Raw genomic sequence first — 23,328 nt, 5'->3', positions numbered from 1 at the left:
AGCCGCTATAGCAGCTGTAAAGGGGCTTCTTGTTGGTGCAGAGCGTTACTTGCCTCCGCTTTCGCCAACCTGCTGACGGAATGAATCGTTCAAAAACTGCAGCAGCTCGCCATCCTTGAGCGGATCTCCCGCGTGGCGGAACAAACACGGCCGGCCGTAGCTGTCCATCACTTTTTTCAACGTGTAGCCGTGAAGCGGATGATGAATGACTTGCGAGATCGGCGTATCCTCCGGAATCGGCACCGGACCGAAGTCGATGTTAAACCAAGTAAACACCGGCGGCGCCTCCGGCGTCACAAAATTGATTGCGGACGCTTCGTAGGACAGCTTGCGAATGTCGGGATCCTCCAGCCGGTCGGGGTGATCGATGCCGTAGTACAGGCATATGTTCGGCTGCAGCTTGTCCCCCAAATAATGCTCCTTATAAAAATGCTGATCCTTCGTCACTTGCCCGTCGAACGTAATGATGGCGGACACGGCCGAAGAGCAGCGTTCGATCGGATCATTGGATTCCGGATGGGACAAATCGCCCTTCATCCCGTTCCACAAGACGATGTGCGCACCTGCTGAAGAGCCGGAGACCGCGATTTTATCAGGGTCAATATTCCATTCTTCCGCCATGTATCGTACGAACTGAATGATTCTCGTGCCGTCCTGCATCGGAGCCGGGAACGGATCGCTCGAAATGAACCGGTAATTGCCGGAGATGACGGTAATGCCCGCCTCCATACATATCGAAAAAAGCTCTCTGGACCGCACAGCGCTCTTATCCCCGTTCATATAGCCGCCGCCGTGAAGAAATATGACCGCCGGCGTCTTTTCTCCGGAAGCGGAGTCCGCCAAGTAAACGTCCAGCACGTTTCGTTCATGCTTTCCGTACTTGACATCAGTATGTACCGTACTCAACGCAAATCCTCCTTGATCTTTTTTTCATTTTTCGCACACGCAAAATATGGAACCATTACATACATTCACTATTAGAAGGAAGTTTTCCTGCACAATGGCGAAAACAATTCAAAGAATGAACGTTCCGGCGCCGAAAAACATCTGCTTTTGCCGATCTTGATGGAGTCAAAGATTAAAAACCATGAAACAATCGGAATAAAATCATTGACAATCATGAACAATACGGAATAGGATAGTAGCAGATTACGGATGATTATTCCAAGTGCGGAGGTTTGTTATGCTCGCTGAGGAACGCCGGCAGCATATCTTGGAGCTGCTGGACAAAGACCGAAGGGTCGTCGCCAAAGATTTGGCTGCCCTGTTTCAGCTTTCGATTGATTCCATTCGCCGGGACCTGACCATCATGGAGGACCAGGGATTGCTGCAAAAAACGTACGGAGGCGCGATTCCTTTGACTCCGCTGCCCAAGGTGCGCAAGCTGGCGCAGCCGCCGTCGACAAGGTACGGGAACGGAGCTCCCCATCAAAACGGCATTTCCAAATTGGCTGCTTCCTATATTCAAGAGAATGATACCGTCTTTATCGGCGGTGCCGGAATTCATTACGGGATGCTGAAATATCTCCCGGACGATATCCCGTTTACGGTCGTTACGAACTCCCTCGCCATCGCCGAATCGATTCGAAACCGGCCGCATGTGGAAGCTTATCTCGTCGGCGGCAAGCTCCGGCCTTCTTCCGACAACCTCATCGATACGATCGCCTTTGAAATGATCGGGAGGTTCAATTTCGATATCGGCTTTGTTACCGGCGGCGGGATTTCCGTATGCGGCGTCAGCACGGCTACGCCGGAAGGGGCGGCCTTTACCCGCGCGGTCGCCGAAGCTTCGCGGCGCACCATTTGCCTTGCGCCGCACGAGAAAATCGGCGTGAAGATGTTCGCGACGTCCATCCCGCTTCACCAGATCGGGCTCATGATTACCGATCAGGGAGCGCCGGAAAAAGCGATACGTGAATTCGAAAGCCGAAATGTCAAAGTGATTTTTGCGGATGAAGAACATTCGAACGAAGGAGCTAACCATGAGAGCGATTAAGGTGGAACGATCCTCCCCCCTTTACGGCAGCGTGAAAATACCGGGCTCCAAAAACAGCTCGCTCGCGCTGCTTGCGGCGGCATGCTTGGCGGATGAGCCGGTGACGCTGCTCGGCATACCGGATATTGCCGATTTAAGAACCATTTACGAGATCGGCCGTGAAATCGGACTGAAGACCGAACGCGATGCCGAAGGCGCGGTTCATGTCGATCCGAGATCGATTCACGGCGCAGCGCTGGAGCCTGCAAAATCGTCCTCGTTCCGGACCGCTTATTATTTCATCGGCTCCCTGCTGGCCAAATTCGGCAAAGTATCCGTCGGTTACCCGGGAGGAGACGATTTCGTCCACCGGCCGATGGACCAGCATATTAAAGCGTTGCAGATGATGGGTGCGACGTTTGCGTTCTTCGATCGTTATTACACGGTGGAAGCGGCGGAGTTGAAAGGCGCCACCGTCTATTTCGATACGATCACAAGCGGCGCGACCATCAATGTCATGCTGGCTGCGGTCCGGGCGAAAGGAACGACGGTATTGCTGAACGCGGCGCGCGATCCCGAAGTGACGGACACAGCCAATCTATTAAATCAAATGGGTGCAAAAATTGCCGGTGCGGGCACCGACACGATCCGCATCGAGGGCGTCTCGGCACTTCACGGCTGCACGTATACCGTCATACCGGATCGCCTGATTGCCGGCGCGTTCCTGATGGCGGCGGGCGTTGCCGGCGGCTCGGTTACCGTCGAGGATGTCATCCCCGAGCATCTCTCCTCCTGTATCGCCAAGCTGCGTGAGATCGGCATGCACGTGGAATCGAACGAGCATTCCATCACCGCGCATTCCACCGGTTTGCTGCGTGCGACAAGGGTAAGAACGGCGATGTATCCGGGTTTTGCCACCGATTTGCAGCAGCCCTTAACCGCGCTGCTGACCCAAGCGCAAGGCAAAAGCATTATCGGCGAGCGCATTTTCCCGGCCCGATTCAATCACGCCTACCAGCTTATGCGGATGGGCGCGGATATCAAGGTGCGCTCCGGCGTTGCCAGCATCAAAGGAGGCGGCCCGCTGTACGGCGCGCTCGTCCATGCCTCGGATATCAGGGCGGGCATTTGCCTGATTCTTGCCGGGCTCAGGGCGGAAGGGACGACGACGATCGCCGGAGTGCAGCATATTGAGCGGGGGTATGAAGATGTCGTCGGATCGTTCCGGTCGCTTGGCGCGAGCGTCAGCCTGTACGATTCCGATGATCTCGGAACTTCCGATACGGACCTTAGGCAGAGCAATTAAATGAGAAGCTGCCAAAGAAGCCTCCCGCCCCACGATTAAAGTGGATTGGGAGGCTTCTTGCACTAAATATGGCACCGGCTCAATCGGTACTCCCCTTCTGGAGCAAGCCCCATGGTCGGTGCTTCGGTTGATACAAACGCACTTCATCTGTAGCGTCCTAGGTTGCCGCAGCCAACTTCCTGTAGTAGTCGTCCAATGCAATCGATCGGCCTTCGTTCAACCGGGATTGCTCGGCTGCAAACGCCATCAGGTGGCTGCGTACCGATGCACTCGCGGAAGTTAAACTCTCCTCCCCGTTGTAGTTTCGCACTTCCCGCAGGAAGCTGCGGACGATGCCGCTGTCGCCGCCTCCATGGCCTGAAGTCGGCTTGGGAATTTGGATCTCGATATTTTCATGCGTCAGGAAATCCATCAGCCTTATGGCTCCTGCCTCGCCGCGAATTTCTCCCCGGGTACCCATGATTTGAATGCGCCGTTCCTGATGCCGGGTAAATCCGCACATGCTGAACATCGCCGTAGCGCCGCTCGCAAATTCCATATTGACCACCTGATGGTCGACCACGTTGTTGTCGCTCTTGTAGACGCACCGGCCGTAATCCGTTTCCTGCAAGCCTTTCACGATATTTTCCCGCGTGAGCTCCTCGGTAAAATGCCGCGCCCAATGTTTCCCTTCGCCCAGGTAGAAACGCGGCGCGGAGTACGGGCACGATGATTCCACCGCACAGGTCAGACAGCGGTCCGACGAACCTTCCGGCGCGTTGCCGGAATGAAAATGCATCAGCGAACCGAAGGAGCTGACGCGTACGCAAGGCTGATCCATCAGCCAGGACAACACGTCCATATCGTGGCACGATTTGGCGAGAATCATCGGGCTCGACGTGTCGGAGTTGTTCCAATTGCCGCGGACGAAGCTGTGCGCGATGTGCCAATAGCCGACGTTTTCGTTCAGCTGAATCGAGACGATCTCCCCGATTCGCCCTTCCGTGATCAAACGCTTGATCGCGGACCAGAACGGCGTATACCGCAGCACGTGGCATATCGTGAGCAGCCTCCCGTTCTCCTTGGCGGCGCGTTCCATCTCGATGCATTCCCGCGGCTCCGGGGACATCGGTTTTTCCAGCAGGACGTGGTACTTGCGCTGCAGCGCTTGAAGCGTCGGCTCATAATGCACGCGGTCCTGCGTAGTAACGATCGCAATGTCAGCCATCTGCGGCTCTTGGAGAAGCGTTTCCCATGACGTATACTGCCGCTCCGCCGGAATATGGTGCCGTTCGGCGAATTTCGCGAGCCGTTCCGGATTCGGTTCCGCAACGGCGACGATGTTCAATTCATGCGGATAATCAAGCGCATAGGGCGCATACGCATTGCCTCTCGCTCCCGCCCCGATCAAAATTGCCGTAAGCTGCTTCAACGGACATTTCTCCTTTCGCATCGTTCAAGCGTTGTTCTCATAAAAAATATATTCAACCGGTTGCGGAATGATCCCTTGTCCTCCACTGCAATTTATCCGAGATCGGGCCGGTCTTCCAGCGCAATCTCCGGCTTGTCCGCGCCGTGCAGCTCGAACACGACGATCTCGTTGCTCCCCCGGCGCAGCAGCGGTGCCGGCAAGTACAGTGTCTTTTGCGGTCCCCGCTCCCAATACCGCCCGAGATTGAAGCCGTTCACCCAGACGACCCCTTTCGTCCAGCCGGTCAGCCGGACGAACGTATCGGCCGGTTGTTCCACTTCCAGCGAGCCTCTGTAGAAAGCCGGTCCCGCTGGAACATGGTCCGCCTCATACAGGCGGTAGCTTAGACCGTCCAGCTTATCCAGCGGCAGCGGGTGAATCGTCCAATGGAACAAAAACTGATTGTTCAGCCGGACGCCTTCAGTAATGCCCTTAAAGTCTTTGAGCCGCGGCCCGTAATTAATGCGGCCCATATTTTCCACGACAATGTCGAGCCGCACTCCTTCCGCCGGAATATCCAGCTTCAGCGGCTTCGGATCCCAACGCTCGACCGTTCCGGCGTAAGCGCCGTCAAGAAATACAACGGCGCGGTCGTGCACTTCCTGCAAATGCAGCGATTCGCCCAGGCGCGGCCCGGACACCGTCGTCGAGTATACGATGAAGCCGTAGCTTTGCCCGAGCTTTTCCATCGGTTCGGGGCATACGCGCTCGACGGGCGACGACAGCTCAGCCAAGCTGGAGAACAGCTCCGCCCGCTCCGTCAGGCGAACCGTGCCGTAACTTCGTTTCGGCAGCGGTTCCGGCAGCACGGCGTCGCCGATTTCCCCATGTTGCTGGAGCACCTTGCGAATCGCGACGAATTTGTCCGTGACATCGCCGGATTCGGATAACGGCGCATCGTAATCGTAGCTCGTCACGGTCGGTTCGTATGCGCTTCCATAATTGGCGCCGTTGTAGAATCCGAAGTTCGTCCCGCCGTGAAACATATAGAAGTTAACGGAAGCTCCCGCGCTCAGCATACGTTCGAACACATCGGCCACTTCTTCGGCGGGCCTCGTGTGATGCGGCTTCATCCAGTGATCGAACCAGCCGTTCCAGAACTCCATGCACACCAGCGGTTCCGTCTTGCGGTACTCGCGGAATTTCTCGAACGCCTCCTGCGGATGGGAACCGAAGTTGACCGTTGCGAGCACATCCGGCAAAGTGCCCCCTTGCAGCATCGCATCTGTCGGACCGTCCGACGTAAACATTAGCACATCGACGCCGCGTGCCAGCAGTCCACGGCGCAAATAGTCGAGATAAGCTTGATCGTTGCCATAGCTGCCGTACTCATTCTCAATCTGCACAGCGATAATCGGGCCTCCGCTGGTGCTGAGCAGCGGCTTCAGCAGCGGGATGAGCACATCGTAATAAGCGTCCACTTTCTCCAGAAACACCGGGTCCATGCAGCGCAGCCGAATATCCGGGTAGCCGAGCAGCCACGCCGGCAGTCCGCCGAATTCCCATTCCGCACAAATATACGGGCTTGGCCGGACAATGACATGCAGCCCGAGCTCGCCGGCCGTTTCTACGAAGCGGACGACATCGGCCATCCCTGTGAAATGAAACTGTCCTTCCGCCGGCTCGTGCACATTCCAGGCGACATATGTCTCCACCGTATTAAAACCGCAAGCTTTCAGCTTCAACAGCCGGTCGCGCCAATACTCGGGCACGATCCGGAAATAATGCATCGCCCCGGACATCAACCGGAGCGGCTTGCCGCCAATGCGAAACTGACCTTCCGCAACTTCCAATCTGCTCATCCGATAACCTCCAATGAAGTGAGATGAATGCCACATCTCCATCATGCGTCATTTGCCGCAATGACTCAATACCCAAAATGGACAAGCTGCCTACCGTTTGCGGCAAATGCAATAAAAAACCGGATTTCCCTAGGTTAAGGAAAATCCGGTTGATCGTATAACGATTCGCGCATGATGCGCCTGTCTCTTTCCGTTTTGCAGCGGAACATCCGTCTGCTATCCGGTTACTTCTTTTGCCCGTCAATGTACTTGTTGATTTCTTCTTCAGCTTCCCTCAATGCGGTATTGACGTCTTTTTTCCCATCGGCGTATTCCTGGAATTTGGTCGTCATAATGCTGCTCGACTTCGAGTAATAGGTCGACAGACGCGGCGCCGGCGCCGGCTTGCTCTTGAAGATGCTTTGGATGTTTTTCCCTTTCAGCAGCGGCATGTCCGAACCGTAAGCCTGCTGGAACTTCGGATCTTTCAAAGCGGATACCCGTCCGGTCTTTTTCGTGGCGATCATTTGCACGTCGTCCGAGAACAGAACTTCGAGCACCTTCATCGCTTCCTCTTTATATTTGCTTGTTTTGCTGACGGTCATAATATGCAGATCGTACATGCCGTAAACGTTCGGCTTCTCTTTATAGCTCGGGTATTGAGCCAAATCCCAGCTCGTGAAATCGGGAACCTGCGCAAGATAAGGGAACAAATTGACCGAGCCGAACATGGCGACCGTCCGGTCTTTCATAAACGCATCGTAAGTGCTGTAGTTCCATTTGGCCGGTTTATTTCCGGGCACAGCGTACACGCTGTTCGTCATTTCGAACAGCTTCTTATACGGGTCGCTGTTCACCAAAGCTTTATTCGATTTAGAGTCAACGATGTTCAAAGATAACGGAAAGCTCATCCTTGCGACGTTTTCCGGATCGAGCCCGCGGAACGCCGTTCCTTCTTGGGTGCGGGACAGCTTCTTGGACAGCTCGATCGTTTCTTCCCAGGTCATGCCGTCTTTCGGGTACGCGACCCCGAATTTATCGAAAATGTCCTTGTTGTAATACAAGGCATTGAACTGAACATTGTAAGGCAAGCCGTACAACTTTCCGTCGTTGGAAATATTTTTTACGGTCTCGATCGCTTGCGGGTCAAACCGCCCGATATCCAAGCCTTGCTTCTGCGCCAGCGGCGTAATTTCTTCAAATAAACCGAGGTCCATATTTTGCGACAAGCTGCCGTTCCATTGAGTGATCAAATCGAGCTGCTCGCCCATCGCAATATAATTGTCCAACGGGTTTTTGCTTCGGTCTATGACTTCGACGGTAATATAAGGATACTTCTTCTGAAGCGGCTCGTTGATCATCATAGCCATATCTTCCGGCGTGATCATTTGGCCCGGATACAGCTTTAAAACGACTGGGTCATGCGGTTTTTCGCTGTTTGGCAAGCCTTGTGCGCCGCCGGGTGCGGATTGATTGCCGCATGCTGATAAAACGCTTACAGCTACGATCGCCATTGAAATCAAGCCCGTGTTCATTTTCATATTTCTTTTCTGCCCCTCGCTATAATTTTTTTGCGGTTAATGCTTCGTCCTCTTAATCATATATGGCAATAATCAATTAATACATGGAGAATTGTAGTATATATATTAAAGAATATGTAAAGATGCGATATGTTGAGCCGGTTCTTTGGAGATAATTGGAAGAAACGGGAAGGCAAGACGAAAAAAGCCAAATTCGCTTATCGATCATAAGATCAATATAGACGAATCCGGCTTCAAAGCTGAAGTGATAGCGCTATCGTTTCCAAGCGATACATTGTCGCGTTTCGCTATCTTTTCTATATTCTCATGGATAAATGTAGTGCAATTGACCGCTTATATGGATAATTGTGGTGTTTGGTATTAGCGCCCGGATTACAATACGCGTCTTGCCGTAACGTAATGATCGTCCCACCAGCCGTGTTTAATGCTGGAAATCGTTACACCCGGTTTTCCGAACGTATGCAATATTTTGCCGTTCCCAATGTAAACGCCTACATGTCCGATTTTGCCTTTACCCGATTTGCGGGTCGAGAAGAATACGAGATCGCCTTTTTTCAGGTCGCCGCGAGAAACGTGTTTCCCCTTCTTGGCTTGATCTTTGGATTCGCGGGGAAGCTTAACGCCGTGTTCTTTGAAAATATATTGCGTAAACGAGGAGCAATCAAATACTTTGTCCGATCCTGCCGGAGCTCCAAACTTATAACGAACACCCATAAAGTCATCGCCGGTATCAATAATTTTTTCCACCTGCGTTTTCGCTTCGGCTGCTCCGGGATGAACGACCATGACCCCCGTGAACAGAAGAGACAAACTCAAACTAACCGTGACCGCTTGCTTCGCTAATTTTTGCTTTAACATTAATTAGGACCTCCTGAGGTTTCATTCTTGTTGTCCTTGCTTGTCCTCATTATAGCATCGTTCAAAAATAGGTTATATTACCAAAACGGCCGTATTCCCAGTCCTCTCAACATTGTTTTGGAATTATGAAAATTTGATTAGAATTTCCTGTTTAAGTTATTGTTGTAACTTGTTCTTCCGTTTGGTATAATAGCGCATTCATAACCAAAAGTACGGCTGCAGCAGCAAAAAACGGCTTCTTTCGCATTCGAAAGGAGCCGTTTTTCATGGCGGATCACTTTTGCAAATACAAAGTTTTGTGCAGCATATTTCTAATTTTTTCGGAAAACATATCAAGGAATCGTATTTTTTGGAGGAATGGCATTGAAAAATATCAATTTGACATCAACGGAAATATCCGCTCTATGGGCAACCTATATCAACGATTGTGCCTCTGTTTGTTTTTTGAAGCATTTTTCCCATCATGTTCAAGACGCTGAAATTAAGCCTATCTTGAAGGAAGCATTGTCGATCGGCGAATCTCATATCAAAGCGATTAAGGAACTGTTTCAACAAGAAAGCTTTCCTGTACCTAAAGCATTTTCGGATGAGGATTTGAATTTGTCGGCGCCTCCGCTGTATACCGACTTATATGCATTGAGTTATGTATACGGTATGAGCAGAATCGGCTTAATCTCCTATGGAACCATGTATTCCAACATCGCACGTGAAGATGTGATGGACTTTTTCGCTCAAACGCTTCATCAATCGGCACAGTTATACCGAAAATCGGTAAACTTGATGCTGTCAAAGGGCATTTATGACCGTCCTCCGAAAATCCCGTACCCGGAGTCGGTAACGTTCGTAGAAAAGGAGTCTTACTTGAACGGCTGGCTCGGGGAGCTGCGGCCTTTAAACGCCATTGAGCTGACGGAAATTTTCTTCAATATCGAAAGAAACTACTTCGGTGTACTGCTCCTGACAGGTTTACTTCAGGTCACGAAAGATGAAGAAATAAAAAAACATCTTATGAACGGCAAGCAATTGGCGGAAAAGCAAATCAAGACGTTCAACAACTTACTGTTAAATGAAGAATTGCTCGGCACCGTCCCGGTCGCCATGGAAGTCACTACGTCCACGACGTCCCCGTTTTCCGACAAGCTCATCATGTTTACGGTCAATTCCTTGTATTCCGCGGGAATTACGACCTTGGGGCACAGCATCGCCGTTTCTACAAGAAGAGATTTGTCCGCGCAGCTTTCAAAATATTTAACCGAAGTGCTTTCTTACGGCGATGACGGGGTCAGCATCATGATCGAGCGCGGATGGTTGGAACAGCCGCCGCAAGCGCCGAACAGAAGACAATTAATGCACGTATAGGATGCCTTCCCGATGAGAGGCGAATCGGATGCCGAGTGAGAACGGGGTGAGCCGCATTTTTGACGACTGCGCTAATCGTCAACGATCGGCCGCCCTGATTCATTCTGCTTGAGCCCATTATTTTTTAGAAGCCGCGGACTCCTCCTCCCCAAGCCAGCTCAGCAACGCTTCCGTCACTTTGCCTCCCGCATTGCGCTTAAAAACGACGCGTACATATGCCGCTTTGCTTCGGAATTCGTCACGATCCTCGGTTGTCGTTACAAGAAACAGTTCCAGCTTAAATCCGAAAATAGAAATAAACAGCCGGCTACGTTCTTGCTTAATGACGAATGGAACGAACGCTTCATAGGTTCCGACATATGCTTCCGGATTGGTTGCGGGTAATGCCGCGGCAGCCGATCGGGGAAACGGCTCAGGCCGTTCATAGGACTCGCCGAACAGAGCGGCAGCCAGATCGCGATTGATTCGTTCTTGAGGAGACAGCAAAAAATTGCAGAGCAGCACGATCAAGACGCGACTTTCGGGAAACCGGGTTATGCGTGTGAAAAAGCCTCCGTCATTCAGTCCGCCATGATACATGCGTCGGACGGTGTTCTTTCGCATCGACAGCTCATCGATATACCACCCGTAGCCGTAGTTTCCTTTATAGGCGGTGAACATCGCTTCCCGGCTGCGCGCATCGAGCAGTTGATCCGAATATAGCGCCTGGTCCCAAAGATAAAGATCGCCGGTCGTCGAATACAGTCCGGCCGCTCCCGAATGCACCGACATATCCTGAAGCCTTCCGTTCACCCAGCGGTCCTCAAATGCCCGGTATCCGGCAGCCCGGTTGGGAAGTATGCCGCTTTGCACATCAAAGCCGGAATCGTTCATGCCCAGCGGACGAAATAGGTTGTCCTTAAGGAACGTATCGTACGTTTGCCCGGCAACCGTTTCCAAAATGTAGGTCAGCAAGATGTAGTTCGACGACCGATATTGAAACCGCTCGCCGGGTGAAAACAGCATTGGCTTGTCCGCGAAAGCGTTTACCAGTTCTTCGGTTTGCCATCGCTTCGTATCGGATATGCCGGGGGGATGATCGAGACCCGACGTATGGGACAGCAGATGGTGAACCGTGATCCGGTTTCCATTCGGAAGCGTCGGCACGTATTTGCTTACCAGGTCCTCGACATGGAGCCGCTGCCGCTGCTGAAGCCATAAGATAGCAGCCGCCGTAAACGGTTTGGTTACGGAAGCCAACCGGAACTTGGTGTGCGGCGTGTTGGGCACGCTATGCTCGAGATTCGCCATGCCGTAGCCCTTGCTGAGAACGACCTCCCCGTCCTTCGCCACCAATACGGCGCCGCTGAAGAAACCTTCCCGTTCATATAGGAGTCGAGTTCTTCTTCCATCGCTTTCTTTGTGAAGCTCGTACAACCTCCGTCCGGCAAAATCGCATCACTCACAGGGATGCTCCTTTCTTATTCATGATAATTCCAATATTACCATTTATAAGTTTGGAATCGTAGCTCATTCGCATTGTCAAACGGGTCCACAGCGATCGGTATTCGTAACACCTGGCATTTGTCCGCTAGATAACGGGTAAGACGAATGAACATGTTGGACGCGGACTAGACAGCAATAACCCCTGCTTTCCTATTCCGCTCATAGGGAAGGCAGGGGGCGTCAGCTTGCGATATTTCATTTACCGTTGGTTCACTTGCGTGCTTGCTCTCCGGCTTTTAAGGAGTCGATTTCCTTATTGGCGGCTTCTTCCGCCGCTCTTAAGGCGCTGTTGATGTCCGCTTCGCCTTTATTCACTTTTTGCGATGCCGCGCTAACGGCTTTTTCCGCAACTGCGTCATATTTGGTAGGCAGCGGCCCTGTGCCGTACTTGTTTTTAAAGATGGCCTGAACGTTTTTCCCGTTGAGCGACTTTAGATTCGCTCCAAATTCCTTCTTGTATTTGTCGTCCTTCAGCGACGAAATGCGGGCCATGCCAGCCACCTGCATCTGCACCTCGTCGCTCGTCGTCAAGAAACGGATCACCTCGAAAGCCGTGTCCGGATGTTTGGCTGTGGCGGAGACGGCCATGACGTGCGACTCGGTTTCCATTCCTTGCACGCTGGCATCTTTACGCACGGGGAATGTCGTCAAATCCCAGTTGAACCCTTGTCCGCTCTGCTCGATTTCTTCGAGTTCTCCGATCCGCGCCCCGTAGGAGGTGTACATCGCCATCGTTTTATCTTTGACGAATCCGTCGCGGCCGCCTTTAGCCGAACGGTTATCGGGAATTTTGCTTAAGCTCTCGTGAAATTGCAGCAGCCATCTCCAGTCATCCGTGGCAAGGGCCGCCCTGTCGGTCTTCGCATCCACAACCGGGAGCAGCAGCGAGATATAATCTCTCGTAACTCCGGAAGTGCCGAGTGCTTTCATGGTGTTGTCTTTCGCCGCGAGCTTTTTCCCGATGTCGAGCGCTTCCTCCCACGTGATGCCGTCCTGCGGATAAGGCTCCCCCACGCGGTCAAATAAATCCTTGTTGTAATATAAAGCGCCAAAATTGATCGAGAACGGCAGTGCGTATACTTGTCCGCTGCTGCCGTAAGCTTTGATCCCGTTAATCGACCGCGGTTCGAACCGGTTCAGATCGAGGTTTGATTTCTTGATGGGTTCCTGCAAATCTTTCATCAGCTCCAGATCAAGAAATCCGCCCATGGAGATGGATGAAGTGAAGATAAGGTCCGGAAACGATCCGCTCGTAATCAATTGATCGCGTTTCGTGTTCGCCGACTCTCGAATCAGCTCCAGCGTTATGTGGGGATACTTCTTCCGAACGGGATCTGCGATCAACTGCTTAAATTCCGTATCGGAGATGCTTCCGCCTGCTTGAAATACTTGAAGCGTTACCGGTTCGCCGCCTGTTTCGGCACGAGCGGACGGCTCGGACGCGGAAAGATGCGCGCCTGCCGCCGCGCATCCGGATAAGGATAAGCTGGCAAGAGCAAACAGGATCAAGCTTTTTTTGTTCATGTACATGTTGGACAACCCCCATTAATTGACGGCGCAATGGTATGCTCATTTTCGCCGTATTTCTTTTGCGAAATAAAAAAAGAGGCCTAATAAACCTGTAACAGGTTCAAAAGGTCTCCAGCGGTCTGGACGACTATTCATATATGTTTACTTGGTTTTTATTGTATAACATTATGATTCACACGTCAACGCCTTTTTTACCTTTAAATGCCAAGTATACGGATCGACACAGTAAGGTGCCCGGTCAATAATCCCCTTCTTCTAACGCACCCTCCTAATTCATGATGGCCTCCGGCCTTGCCCCGTCCGGGCTGGCGGCTCGCGATGCCGGTCCGCTCTCCGAAATGCCGTAGCGCTCATGGAAGCGGCGGAGCGCGGGCGGAGCGCGGGCGGAGCCCACCAATTGGCATGGCCGGCCAGTTTCATCAAAGCAGGCACAAGTACGGAGCGGATCAGGGTCGCGTCCACCAGTACGGCCAGCGTCATGCCGACGCCGAGCATCTTGAGAAAGACGACTTCGCCCGCAGCGTAGGCGGCGAACGTAAACGCAAGAATAGCCGCAGCGGTTGTGACAAGCAAGCCGCTCTTCTGGATGCCGTTTGCGACGGATTCCTCCAGATCAACCGGAATCTTCCCAAGCAACGCCTCGCGGAAATCGATCAAGTCCGCGGGGGATCCGCCGACCATGACGTCAAAAGGCGCATCGGTTGCTCTTACTTCACCGACCAGTTTCGGAGCGTCGGCATTGATGCTTGCGGCGTAAGGAATCACCGTCAAAAACGTGCCTCCGTCCGCTCCGGCGAAGCGGGCGTACGTGCCGTTCGGCGGCGTGATGAGCCTTCCTTCGGCGTAAGAGCCGGCAAAGGAATCGACCTGCACGATTCCCGGAATGCGCGACAGCTTAGCCGCATAATCTGTGATGTCACCCGTCGCCGATGACGGGTTTTGAACGGTCGGCGCGACGACCTGTATCGCATCGGTCTCCTCGGCCGGGAAGCCGGCGAGCTTCTGATCCTCGACCATGCGGCTCGTCGCGTGTGCGGGCAGCACCCGGTGGTCGGGAAGCCCGAACTGCAAGCCGGCGATGGGCGAGCCCAGCAGCAGCAGGATGATGGTCGCCGTTCCGCCGGGAGCGCGTCTCCTTCTCTCCATCCAGCCGAAAAATGAAACAAAATACATCCCGCATGAAATAATACTGCATGTTCAGGCTCCGCTCGCCTTTAGTAAAATGAAATAGAGCTGAGAAAATCTTCTCGCGAGCACATCCTTATTATTTGTCCAATATGCAGTTCTGCCTTGGCGTATACAACGATAACAGAAGGGAAAAGGTAATGTATGGAAAATCGTGCAGAAAGACAAGTCATTAAAACGCAAGTTCTCGTTCTCGGCGGCGGTTCCGGCGGGGTTGGTGCAGCCATTGCTGCAGCACGCGAAGGAGCGGAGACAATTATAGTTGATCGCCAAGGCTTTTTAGGCGGGAATATGACGATAGGTTTACCTTTACTCGCATTTTTGGATGCTCAAGGCCGTCAGGTAACAAGAGGTTTGCCTCAAGAGATCGTCGATCGTTTGATCGAATTGGGCGGCGCCTTCGGACATAGAGAATGCCCGCTGCATAATTCGACGACAAACATTGACCCGAACCTGATGAAAATCGTTATCTTTGAAAAAATCAAGCAGTACGGGGTTCGTCCGCTGCTGCATTGCGAAATTATCGGAACCACGGTTGAAAACGGCGAACTGAAATCCGTTATCGTGAAAGGCAAAGGAAAAGAAATCGAGATTTTTGCCGATGTATTCGTGGATGCGACAGGCGACGGCGACGTGGCATACATGGCGGGAGCCGAATTTGAGAAAGGCCAATACGCTAACGGAGAAACCCAACCTCCTACGCTTATGTTTACTCTCGGCGGCTTTGATGTAGAGAAGTTCATGGATTATCTGGAGGAACATCCGGAAGAATTGAAGCACGGGTCTTCCATGAAAATTCGCCCCGGTTACACGGCTGAATTTTTGCGAGCTAGCGAAAATCATGTGTTTGTCGGCTTGAAAAACACCGTTTCCAAGCTCAGACAAGAAGGAAAGTGCCCGATCGAGCGCGATACGATCATTTATATCAATTTGCCTCGCGAAGGGTACATCGCAATGAACTGCATTCGGATCCTGAACTTCGATGGCACCAAAATCGAAGAACTGAGCCGCGGCGAAATCGAATCGAGCCTGCAAATTTTGCCCTTGATCAATATGCTGAAAACATATATACCGGGCTTTGAAAACGTTTATTTGTCCTCGATCGCACCGTTCCTCGGTATCCGCGAAACGCGCCGCATTTTGGGCAAGCAAATGATTCGCGAGGAAGCTGCCGTAAACGGAATTATTCCTGACGACACGATCGCTTTAGGATCTTACATCATCGACATTCATAGCGGTTCGGGAGACGGGACGATTATCCGCTCGCTTGCAGGTCCTTACGGCATCACCTACGGAGCAACGATTTCCAAAGACGTGAAGCGCCTTATGATGAGCGGACGCTGCATCAGCGTGGATCCTGTCGTATTCGGTTCTTCGCGCGTCATGCCGACTTGTATGGCTGTTGGCGAGGGCGTCGGAATCGGAGCGGCTTTAGCGGCCAAACAAAATATTGCGCCGGAAAATGTAGACGTTCAAACGATTCGGCAAAAGCTGCGCCAACATGGAGCTATCCTTTCGTTGGAAGACGGCGTCGTATCCCAATAAGGACGCCTGTTATAAATTTAAGACAATAGCATCTCGGCTCCCACATTGCGAACACATAGAAGTAACCCGGCTCCTCGCGGAAACCGGGTTATTTCACATTGTATCGTTTGCAGCAACCGTATCGCTCTATGCGGCTGATGGGGCTTGGTTCTTGACATGCTTTCCCTTTCTCTTAATAAACCGTCTGTCAATAAGGAATGCGGCCATCATGGATGCGATCACGGTAAGAAGCAGGTTGACGTACGTTTCCAAAGGAAACGGCTTGCCGGCAAGATGAATGTCTTCGGCCCGATATTCCAGTCGCTTCAGCGCATGCTTGGCCGTTAAAACATCTTCCTGCTCGGCCAAGTCTTCCAGCTGTACTTCGAACAAAAATCGATCCCGGGCGTCGGCATGAACGAATTGCAGCTCCTTCTTATTCCCCATGTCGTTCCAGCTTTTGATATCGCTTGCTGCCCGCGATCTCGCTTCCGTGCCGGGAACGATCATTTTATCCACAGTCGGCATACCGGACAAGGTATGTCTGGCGAGCAGGGTCAGACCGTGTTTCGTCGTAATAGGCCGATCCGAGCCCGATATCGCTTGGACTGTGGTCGTTCCGGTATCGTAATAAATATCGAATACGGAAGCGAGCGCCATTTCCTCCACACCGTCATACAGCAGCACGCCTGCCTTCGTTTTGTTCCACTGAAACGCATTGTTCAGGACATAGGTTGCATAGCGATAATCGAGATAAAACGGCTCCACTTTCGGATTTTGCATGAAGTGGTACGTCGGATACTTCATTTCTTTCGCCACTTTGGCCGCCATCGGTTCGCCAAGCTTTTGCGAAATGACATAGAGTACGGCATCGATGCCTGAAGATATGCCGGCTGACGAGACGATTTTGTCGTCATTAGTTACATAACGGCGGTCGATTTGCCATTTCACTTCAGGATATTTCTTCGTAAGAACCGCCATCGTTTGCCAATGCGTCGCCGACAGTTTCCCGTTCAATAATCCGGTAGAAGCGAGCATATCCGACCCGGCGCAAATGCTTAACAGCGTCGTGTCCTTGTGCTGCAAAATCCATTCCCGGACGGGTTCATTGCGGCTCGGATCATACGCCGTCATATAAGGAATCGCGATCATGTCGGCGCTTTTACCAAGCAATGCATCCAGCTCTTGAAAAGAATAGTGCGGCACCACATCCAATCCGCCGGTCAGCGTCTTCACCCCGTTGTCCGCTGCAACGGCATATACGTTAAAAGCCCCGGTCATAGAAAACATCTGGTATGGAATCGTGAAATCCAGCCCTTCCGTATTTTCACTCCCTAGCACAACGGCAACCGTAGGTTTAGCGGGATCATGATTCAGTTTTCCTACGTTTTGCAGAGAAGGAACGGCCTGCTCACGATCCGAATTCCAGAACGCATTCTGAGAACCGATAAATCCATAGGCCGCGACCCCTCCCACCACAACGACAAAACAGCATGCATAAACAACAAAACGCAAAAGCCATCTTTTCATATTTGTCTCTCCTTATTCGCAATCGTTACGATACCCCCGGTCGGTATATGTATATCATACAATACACTCCCGCTTTCACCCCCGCAAAAATTAAATGCCATCGCGCAAAAAAATGCGTTCCCCACGCAAGAAATGTAGCCGCGCCGAGAAATTAGATTTTTCGACAAAATAACAGGGCTGCCTTTAGGACAGCCCTTTGTTCATCGCCTATTTACGAAAACTTAGTTTCGCAGTTTCTTCGCTTGCTCCGCTTCAATATCCCGCAGCAGCCGGAACAACGATTCCTGTTCGGAGGTACGCGTGATCAAAAACTCCATTCCATACGTCAAATACGGTTTGCCGAAATATTCTTCCTTGCGCACGATTCTACCGGTCAGTTCGAGCGGCTCGTTGCGCAGCACAAAATACATTTTCACGATGATTTTTTCGCGCACTGAAAAGTCGTAATGACAGTTGAACCTTAACCCGGTCAAGCTAATATCCCGAATGCTAGCGGCCGCTCTTTTTACTTTATTCGCGTGAACCGCATTGCCTATTTCCACAAACTCGAATTCGCCTTCGGTAACCGGGATCGGGATGCGGTATGATTTTCTGCTGTTCGCTTCTTTGAGCTTCTGGTTAAGATCCATGATCGTCACGTCCAGCTTCTCGATTTGCGAGTTTCGAAGCTTCATCTCTTTGTTATAGCTGATGATGGAAAGCAGCATAATGACGATGATGACTAGAGAACATAACAGCGCACTGAAGGCCAGCAGAAACATCGCACCCCCACCCTTTTACCAAAATAAAGACGCCAATCGGACAGGACGGTTCCAAACCGTTCGTTCATTCTACTTACAATATATTATGGGCATTTGGAATTATGATGCCGCTTGCACATCGAAACGAAATAGGCCGAACGCAGCAGATCGCTCGACCGTTAAATGTTGTGGACACAGAAAACACAATTCCGGAATCCATCGATTAGCAAAAGCGACACTGTTTTTAACAGTAGTGATGTTACTTCTGAAACAAAACAAATCATTGATCATGGTATTTTTGTGAAAAAGACGAATTAGATTTGGAATTGGTCTTAACACTCGGTGAGGCTCCTGCGATGATCGTTTCGCCTGCGATGTGATGACCTTCTATAGCTTAATGGTTGCAAATCTTTAACTACATTAATTGTATTGGCTTTAAACCACTGTAATCACTTTTTTCAAGTCCCATATTTTCTTGAATTCTACCGACAGATGAGATTTTCCTTCCGCGGAACATTAGTAAAAAAGGGCTCTGTTCGCATCGATTGCGAAGGAGCCATTCTTCTTTTTTCTACGGTTTTCTCGAAATAGCTACTTAAGACACTAAAAAAGGGGTACAGACATATTCACAAAAGAAGTTGTTTGATACATATGTCCACGATCTTCCGGAAATATGAGGGGAAGCGAGCGCCTCTTTTTTCAGATTAACATTTGTATTGACGGCAGAATGACGATAGTATAAACTAAAGGTATCAAAAAGAACCTTTAGATAACTAAAGGTATTAAGGAGGTCTGTTCAATGGCTAAGACGTTTTACCCTAAAACTTACATTATGGTACCAGCAAGTTCCCCTCATCCGGATAACACCGAATACAAGGTATCGATCGGTGAAGAAATCTGGGGAGATAAAGCTCACCAAGTAGTTAAGGTTCAGATGGTGTACAACGGCGAAATCGCTGGAAGACGCAGCCCTTCGTATCCTATTGGCACTGACGACTTAAAACGCGTCCAGAGCGCTATTGATACGCTCTACAGTCGAATGAACTCTCCGGTAATTGAAGTTTAAGAAGAGATAAGAAGAGAGCGGTCACTTCCAAGTGGCCGCTTTTTGATTTTCGTGCCCGCCAAAGATCTAGGTCCCTTTACATCTGAACAAAACACCCACATTTGATACAAATAGTTGACCAAGGGCCGCCTTTCAGGCAGCTTTTGTCATGTATGATACATCTGCACAAAATAAAATAATTTTGTACAGATGTTCGATGGTATAACAAACTTTGCTCCTTTATTCGATTTTTATTTTTATGCTAGTTTTTAAGTTGTACTCTGTCTTCAGACCTTTTGGATCAGAATACTTTATTTGAGCTGTAACGGTATACGTCCCTCTCTTCAAAAGCGCTTTTGATTCCGAAGACAATACTGAGTTTTTATTAGAATTTGGCTCGAAATAATTATATCCAAATATATTAATCCATGGTAGTTCGCAGTAGTAAACATCATTCTCTTTATAATTAGTCTTCGCCAAAGATAAATTCCTACCCGGATCATATGTGTAGCCAAGTTCATCAGTCAGCGAATATATTATTAAAGGATCACTACCTGAATGAGCAATAGTTTTTTCTTCCTTTCCGGTATAAGCAAGTATGCCCCAAATGTTTATATCTTGTCCGTATCCATACACTTCTTTTTCTGAGTGAATGCTAAGTTTAAAGAAATCATCTGATTTAGCTGAACTTATCTCCGACTTATAGCTATTTTTGCCCCCACGTATATTGATATCTGCAACATTATCTTTTTCATAATAAGAAACAGTTCCTTGTAGAATCTCACTTAAGTTTCTAAGAGGAACATAAATATGACCATTGTATAACAAAGTATTATATTCAGAATCCGATTTTAATTTGTTGCCATTTAAGAAGATGTCTCCATCGAATAAAGAGACTTTAAGACCGTCTTCGGCATACGAAATTATAAAAGAGAAACTCAACAAAAACATAAATAAAAAGCTAAGAGCAAGTTTTTTTTTCATTATAATCCTCCTGGTCAGATCATCAATATTACATTCAAAAGGGGAATTCCATGTTTTTACAAGTTTAGTAAATTATTAGCTAGACACCAATTATGATGAAGAAATAAAGGTTAGAAAAGATTTAGGTTTCAATTCTAATTTAGACTACATCAAAGGTGTCAACAATAATGCAAAATATAAAGAGAAAAAGAAAAACTATGGTTTTGGATCAACGGATGAAGAAGAAGCAAGACTCAATAAAAGGCAGAAACTGATCGGTGAAGCTAGCAAGGTTAAGGATAATATTAGTCTTGTACTGAAGAGTCCCCCCTTTACGCTTGTCAGTATCAGGCGCAAAAATTATTTGATTTTTCGTACTACGAACTAAAAATAGTTAGATTTAGGGATGAACATGTTGCACCACATGGAAAGTGATCCCGCCAACCGCACAAAAAAACACCTTACCTTTGACCTGTCGGTGCCAAAGCAAGGTGTCTTCCTGGAATTAAATGTACGTCCATCGTTCGCTTCGTTAGATCAACGCCAACAGCGACTGCATGTCGTCTTCCGTCTTCATGTTCATGATCGTCTCGACCAACCGCTCGACCCGGGCTTGATCATTCCGGGCAGAGGCCAGAAGCTTCGCTTGGAGATCATCCAGCGTAAGCGCATTGCCGGGCGCCCCCCGCGGGCAGTCGATTCGCTCCCGGTATGTGTCTCCGTTCTTCGTTACGACCTCGACGATCGTGAACCGGCCCTTCGGCACCGCATGCGCCGCGGGTTCGATTGCACCGTCATACCGCCGCTCGATCTTCGGCATGAACTCCAGCAGACCGGGTTCAATCGGTCGATTCGTAAAATGCTCCAGCGTGAGTGGATAGCCGCATAACGCCAAGGCGACTACGTATTCCACCGAGAACCGGCCCTGCTCGCCCGTTGCCGCATTTCTCTCGATCAGTGCCGCATCGCCCTTCGGCGGGAAAATGACGTGGACGCGGTCCACTTCTTCCGTGCGGAACGCCCCGGATTGATACAAGCGCAGCGCCGCGTCCGCCGCATGATGAGCCGCTGAACAAAACGGATATATTTTAAACCACAGCCCCGGCTGTACAATACTCCAATCGCTGCCCCAGTCGGTCAGCAGCCGCTCTTCCGCAGCGGCCAAATCGCCGTACAGCCCGAAGAAACCAATGTCGCCGTCCAGTCCTTGCCGCGTGCCGCCGAAGTCTTCCTCGGCCAGCTTCACGGAAAGCAGCGCGGCTTGCGCCGCGAGTCCGGCATGGAGCGGCTTTGCTTCCGTGCCGAACTGGATGCGCATGCCGCTCGACTGCGTCGCGGCAAATCCGATTGCCTTCTCCAGCCGCTCCTGAGATAACCCCAGCAAATATCCGACAGCGACGGCGGCGGCGATCACGCCAAGGGTGTACGTGTTGTGCCACCCTTTCTCATAATGCGCCGATCCGATCGTGCGCCCAAGCCGGGCCATCACCTCCACACCGACGGCGTAAGCGGCCAAAAACCGTTCCCCGGACAGGCGGTTCAACGCCGCGGCCGACAGCAGCGCAGGCAGTAGAACCGTGCTCGGATGGCCGCGAACGTCGGAGTGCACGTCGTCGAAATCGAGCGCATGCCCGATAAATCCGTTGAGCAGCGCCGCCTTCAGGAAGCTGGCCTTTCGGCCTTGCCCCACCACCGGTACATCGGCGGAGCCGCCCTCCGCCTCCACGATGCGCCACAGTTTGGCGACCCCGGCGTCATCGCGGGCATAGAAGCCGGAAGCCAAATAATCGATCAAACCGAAACGGGCCGCACGCTCGGCTTCCGCGTGCAGCTCCGGCCTGGACGACAGCGCAAGCCGCGCCAATTCGCTCGTCAGATGATATCCGCTCATGTCCATCTCTCCAATGCCGCCTGCGCCAAACGCGCAAAGTACCGGGCGCTTACGAGCAGCGCCTGCTCATCGAGCGTAAAAGCCGGATGATGCCATTCTTCCGTGCCGCTCGTCCCCATCCATACGAAGTATCCGGGAATTTGCATCTGGTAGACGGCAAAATCTTCGCCGCCGAGCGTCTGCTCCGCCCGCACCGTCTTATAGCCGAGCTCCTTGGCGACCGTGCCGACAAGCTCAGTATACCGGTCGTCGTTATGGACGGCCGGAAAATAAGGGTACCAGCGGAACCCGACTTCCGCGCCGTAGGCCGCCGCCGTTCCTTCCGCGACGCGTTTCATAAGGCTGGGAATTGCTTCGCGCGCCTCCGTCTGAAAGGTACGCACCGTGCCTTCGAGCGTCACCTTGTTGGGAATGACGTTCCACGCGCTGCCGCCGTGGATGCTGCACACGCTGATCACCGCGTTGTGCAAGGAGCTTACGTTGCGGCTGACAATCGACTGCAGGCCGGTCACAATGTGGCTGGCGGCAACGATCGGGTCGACCGCTTTATTCGGAACGCCGGCATGTCCGCCGACGCCGATCACATCGATCTCGAATCTGTCGACGCTCGCCATCAGCGGGCCCGGCCGGACGCCGACCGTGCCGACCGGCAAATCCGGCTTGTTGTGCATGCCGAATATCGCCGACACGCCGTCCAGAGCGCCGGCCTCGATTACGGCCTGCGCCCCGACGGCCAGTTCTTCTCCAGGTTGAAACAGCACCCGTACCGTTCCGCGCAGCTCCTGCTTCCGTTCATTCAACAATATGGCTGCGCCGATCATCGACGCGGTATGAAAGTCGTGCCCGCAAGCGTGCATTTTGCCATCCGTTTTCGAAGCGAACGGCAAGCCCGTCTGCTCTTGAATCGGCAGGGCGTCGATATCCGCGCGCAGCGCGATCGTCGGCCCCGGCAAGCCGCCTGTTATTTCGGCAACGACACCGACTTGCAGCCCCGGGAACGCGACGAGCGGAACGCCCGCTTCCTCAAGCCACTTGCGGATACGCCCCGTCGTTTCGTATTCCTCCATGGACAGCTCGGGGTGCTCATGCAATTCGCGGCGCATGGCAACCATCCGGTCGAACAGCTGCCGCTCCTGTTCGCTCACTGCCGTCATGACATTTCACC

At 51.5% G+C, this 23,328-nt stretch carries 18 protein-coding genes; 5 read left to right on the top strand and 13 right to left on the bottom strand.

Annotated elements, in window-relative coordinates:
- Positions 1-45: 45 nt before the first annotated feature.
- On the bottom strand, positions 46-906 hold the full coding sequence (locus ACFQI7_RS19495) for an alpha/beta hydrolase (RefSeq protein WP_218101382.1): 861 nt from the start codon (positions 904-906) through the stop codon (positions 46-48).
- 277 nt (positions 907-1,183) lie between these two features.
- Here ACFQI7_RS19495 and ACFQI7_RS19490 point away from each other — a divergent pair, with 277 nt between their 5' ends.
- Positions 1,184-1,996 (top strand): DeoR/GlpR family DNA-binding transcription regulator, encoded by an 813-nt coding sequence (locus ACFQI7_RS19490; RefSeq protein WP_218101381.1) that lies wholly within the window; start codon positions 1,184-1,186, stop codon positions 1,994-1,996.
- Positions 1,983-3,281 (top strand): UDP-N-acetylglucosamine 1-carboxyvinyltransferase, encoded by a 1,299-nt coding sequence (murA, locus tag ACFQI7_RS19485; protein WP_218101380.1) that lies wholly within the window; start codon positions 1,983-1,985, stop codon positions 3,279-3,281. Before ACFQI7_RS19490 ends, murA begins: the two co-directional genes overlap by 14 nt.
- A 157-nt stretch (positions 3,282-3,438) precedes the next feature.
- Here the strand turns inward: murA and ACFQI7_RS19480 are convergent, their stop codons facing one another.
- From ACFQI7_RS19480 to ACFQI7_RS19465, 4 genes are all read right to left on the bottom strand, one after another.
- On the bottom strand, positions 3,439-4,692 hold the full coding sequence (locus tag ACFQI7_RS19480) for a Gfo/Idh/MocA family protein (RefSeq protein WP_218101379.1): 1,254 nt from the start codon (positions 4,690-4,692) through the stop codon (positions 3,439-3,441).
- Positions 4,693-4,784: 92 nt separating this feature from the next.
- Positions 4,785-6,533: a glycoside hydrolase family 35 protein gene (locus ACFQI7_RS19475; protein ID WP_218101378.1), complete on the bottom strand. Its 1,749-nt coding sequence runs from the start codon at positions 6,531-6,533 to the stop codon at positions 4,785-4,787.
- Between the two features lie 224 nt (positions 6,534-6,757).
- Positions 6,758-8,053 (bottom strand): ABC transporter substrate-binding protein, encoded by a 1,296-nt coding sequence (locus ACFQI7_RS19470; protein ID WP_218101377.1) that lies wholly within the window; start codon positions 8,051-8,053, stop codon positions 6,758-6,760.
- A 372-nt stretch (positions 8,054-8,425) separates the two neighbouring features.
- On the bottom strand, positions 8,426-8,911 hold the full coding sequence (locus tag ACFQI7_RS19465; RefSeq protein ID WP_218101376.1) for a C40 family peptidase: 486 nt from the start codon (positions 8,909-8,911) through the stop codon (positions 8,426-8,428).
- Between the two features lie 357 nt (positions 8,912-9,268).
- Between ACFQI7_RS19465 and ACFQI7_RS19460 the strand changes: the two genes are divergently transcribed.
- Entirely contained in the window at positions 9,269-10,270 is a 1,002-nt protein-coding gene (locus ACFQI7_RS19460) for a DUF3231 family protein (RefSeq protein ID WP_218101375.1), read from the top strand.
- 117 nt (positions 10,271-10,387) lie between these two features.
- Here ACFQI7_RS19460 and ACFQI7_RS19455 read toward each other — a convergent pair whose 3' ends face one another.
- From ACFQI7_RS19455 to ACFQI7_RS19445, 3 genes are all read right to left on the bottom strand, one after another.
- The gene (locus tag ACFQI7_RS19455) at positions 10,388-11,686 is read right to left on the bottom strand and encodes a serine hydrolase (protein ID WP_218101374.1); all 1,299 of its coding nucleotides are present in this window, start codon (positions 11,684-11,686) and stop codon (positions 10,388-10,390) included.
- A gap of 279 nt (positions 11,687-11,965) precedes the next feature.
- On the bottom strand, positions 11,966-13,285 hold the full coding sequence (locus tag ACFQI7_RS19450) for an ABC transporter substrate-binding protein (RefSeq protein WP_218101373.1): 1,320 nt from the start codon (positions 13,283-13,285) through the stop codon (positions 11,966-11,968).
- A gap of 273 nt (positions 13,286-13,558) precedes the next feature.
- Positions 13,559-14,431: an MMPL family transporter gene (locus tag ACFQI7_RS19445; RefSeq protein ID WP_218101372.1), complete on the bottom strand. Its 873-nt coding sequence runs from the start codon at positions 14,429-14,431 to the stop codon at positions 13,559-13,561.
- 183 nt (positions 14,432-14,614) lie between these two features.
- Between ACFQI7_RS19445 and ACFQI7_RS19440 the strand changes: the two genes are divergently transcribed.
- Positions 14,615-16,015, top strand: coding sequence for an FAD-dependent oxidoreductase (locus tag ACFQI7_RS19440; protein WP_218101371.1), 1,401 nt, complete (start codon positions 14,615-14,617; stop codon positions 16,013-16,015).
- A gap of 126 nt (positions 16,016-16,141) precedes the next feature.
- On the opposite strand, the gene ACFQI7_RS19435 is transcribed toward ACFQI7_RS19440, so the two are convergent.
- Positions 16,142-17,524 carry a DJ-1/PfpI family protein gene (locus ACFQI7_RS19435; protein ID WP_218101370.1) on the bottom strand — a complete coding sequence of 461 codons (1,383 nt, stop codon included), beginning with the start codon at positions 17,522-17,524 and terminating at the stop codon, positions 16,142-16,144.
- Between the two features lie 221 nt (positions 17,525-17,745).
- A complete protein-coding gene (locus ACFQI7_RS19430) occupies positions 17,746-18,285 on the bottom strand; it encodes a PilZ domain-containing protein (protein ID WP_218101369.1) in 540 nt (179 codons plus the stop codon).
- A 778-nt stretch (positions 18,286-19,063) separates the two neighbouring features.
- On the opposite strand from ACFQI7_RS19430, the gene ACFQI7_RS19425 reads away from it, so the two are divergent.
- On the top strand, positions 19,064-19,330 hold the full coding sequence (locus ACFQI7_RS19425; RefSeq protein WP_218101368.1) for a hypothetical protein: 267 nt from the start codon (positions 19,064-19,066) through the stop codon (positions 19,328-19,330).
- Positions 19,331-19,549: 219 nt separating this feature from the next.
- Here ACFQI7_RS19425 and ACFQI7_RS19420 read toward each other — a convergent pair whose 3' ends face one another.
- From ACFQI7_RS19420 to ACFQI7_RS19410, 3 genes are all read right to left on the bottom strand, one after another.
- Positions 19,550-20,293 carry a copper amine oxidase N-terminal domain-containing protein gene (locus ACFQI7_RS19420; RefSeq protein WP_218101367.1) on the bottom strand — a complete coding sequence of 248 codons (744 nt, stop codon included), beginning with the start codon at positions 20,291-20,293 and terminating at the stop codon, positions 19,550-19,552.
- A 511-nt stretch (positions 20,294-20,804) separates the two neighbouring features.
- The gene (locus tag ACFQI7_RS19415; RefSeq protein ID WP_218101366.1) at positions 20,805-22,163 is read right to left on the bottom strand and encodes an MmgE/PrpD family protein; all 1,359 of its coding nucleotides are present in this window, start codon (positions 22,161-22,163) and stop codon (positions 20,805-20,807) included.
- Positions 22,160-23,317, bottom strand: coding sequence for an amidohydrolase (locus ACFQI7_RS19410; RefSeq protein ID WP_218101365.1), 1,158 nt, complete (start codon positions 23,315-23,317; stop codon positions 22,160-22,162). Before ACFQI7_RS19410 ends, ACFQI7_RS19415 begins: the two co-directional genes overlap by 4 nt.
- Positions 23,318-23,328 lie beyond the last annotated feature (11 nt).

This window comes from Paenibacillus allorhizosphaerae (assembly GCF_042659105.1).
In the GTDB taxonomy this organism is placed as follows: Bacteria; Bacillota; Bacilli; order Paenibacillales; family NBRC-103111; genus Paenibacillus_G; species Paenibacillus_G allorhizosphaerae.
This window is presented reverse-complemented; position numbering and strand designations above follow the sequence as displayed.